The sequence below is a fragment of the Candidatus Termitispirillum reticulitermitis genome (assembly GCF_054655775.1).
Genome location: NZ_BAAIHG010000131.1, coordinates 1 through 1663 on the forward strand (window position 1 = coordinate 1; position 1663 = coordinate 1663).

2 protein-coding genes are annotated in these 1663 nt (G+C 44.9%); both read right to left on the minus strand.

Features of this window, described 5'->3' with window-relative positions; translation table 11 throughout:
• Nucleotides 1–640 (minus strand): phosphohexomutase domain-containing protein (locus AC1MDJ_RS07720; RefSeq protein ID WP_479690342.1); only part of this gene is annotated, 640 nt, incomplete at its 3' end.
• An 86-nt stretch (nucleotides 641–726) separates the two neighbouring features.
• Nucleotides 727–1533, minus strand: a complete 807-nt coding sequence (gene cdaA, locus AC1MDJ_RS07725; protein WP_479690343.1) for a diadenylate cyclase CdaA — start codon at nucleotides 1531–1533, stop codon at nucleotides 727–729.
• Between the last annotated feature and the right edge of the window lie 130 nt (nucleotides 1534–1663).

The following is a 1663-nucleotide window of genomic DNA, read 5'->3' on the forward strand; positions in this document are numbered from 1 at the left end:
CGTTAATATTAGTGCCATTGGGTTTGTCATTTATTACTATCACATCTGCGCCCAGTTCTTCAATAGCCAGCGGAGCAACCTTATATGTCGCCCCATTAGCGCAGTCAACTACTATCTTTAAGCCTTTTAAGTCTAAATTGGTGCTGAATGTTGATTTAGCAAATTCAATATATCGTCCGACAGCTGTCTCTATGCGAGTAGCCTTGCCTACTCTATCCATACTGCTAGAAACGCCGGTGTCTATCATCTGTTCTAGTTCTAGCTCTACCTCATCGGGCAGTTTATAACCAGAGGCATCAAAAAACTTGATTCCGTTATCGTAATACGGATTATGCGAGGCGGAGATTACCGTGCCCGCAGCCGCACGGATACTACGTGTCATAAATGCTATGGCTGGGGTCGGCAGAGCACCTACCAGCACTGCATCCACACCCTGTGAGCAGATACCAGACGCAAGTGCAAACTCAAACATATAGCACGATAGTCTAGTATCTTTGCCAATGACTATTTGACGCGGATATGGCGTGCTATCGGCAATTTTACGTCCTATAGCTTGCCCCAGTTTCAGGGCAAAATCAGCCGTCATAGGTGCTTCATTCGCCCTGCCACGCACGCCATCGGTGCCGAAATATTTTCTCATAATGAACCTAGCGCAACAATTCGCCGAGCGTTACATACGCCCACAAGACAACGCTTATAAGAGTGCTGACTAATAGCAACAACTTATCATTCATCAGCTTTTACCACATCAGGCTCAGGGGCGTCTGTTGTTTCTATCGCCAACAACTTTTTCAGCATATTCTTTAACGATTCAGCATTCAGGTCTGTGTGGACTACCCCATCTGCCACTACCGATATAATACCGCGTTCCTCGCTCACCACGATGGTTACGGCATCCGTCTCTTCTGTAATGCCGATTGCGGCTCTATGCCGTGTGCCAAACGAGCTAGGTATATCGCGCCGTTTGGTTAACGGCAGGACGCAGCCAGCATAAGACAGGCGCGAATCGCTTATAATAACCGCTCCATCGTGAAGCGGAGTGTATGGCACGAATATGCTGACTAGCAGGTCGCTTGTGATGATACTATCTAGGTGTTTGCCGAGCGTCACGACAGGCTCTACGTCGTCTTTACGTTCAATGATGATTAACGCACCGATTTGGCGGTCAGCCAGCACTATTGCCGCTTTAACGATTTCGTCTGTTATTTCAATTGTAGCTTTCTTGCTCCTAAAAAATATGCTAGTTTCGCCGAGCGTCGCCAGTGCGCGTCTAAGCTCTGGCTGGAAGATTACTACGATGATAACTATTAAATAACCTGTAAAGTTAGACAGTAGCCAGCTGGTTGTTTTAAGCCCAAAATAGCGGGAAACCATAAGCAACAGCACAATAAAAGCCATAGCCATCATCATAGGCATAGCACTGGTGCCGCGCAACATCTGTAACGCTTTATAGACGATAATGGAGATGATGAGGATGTCAAGAATATCAAACACCTTGACCGATAACAGAATATTATGTGCTAACTCAAACATAAGATAGATATTTTCATTTTTTACGGCTACTGTCAAGACAATAACTAACAGATTTTTAATAGCTTTTTAACGAATACTCAAAGGTAGCCTCAATCCGCAAGATTCTAACATTTTCTTATCCGTTAATATT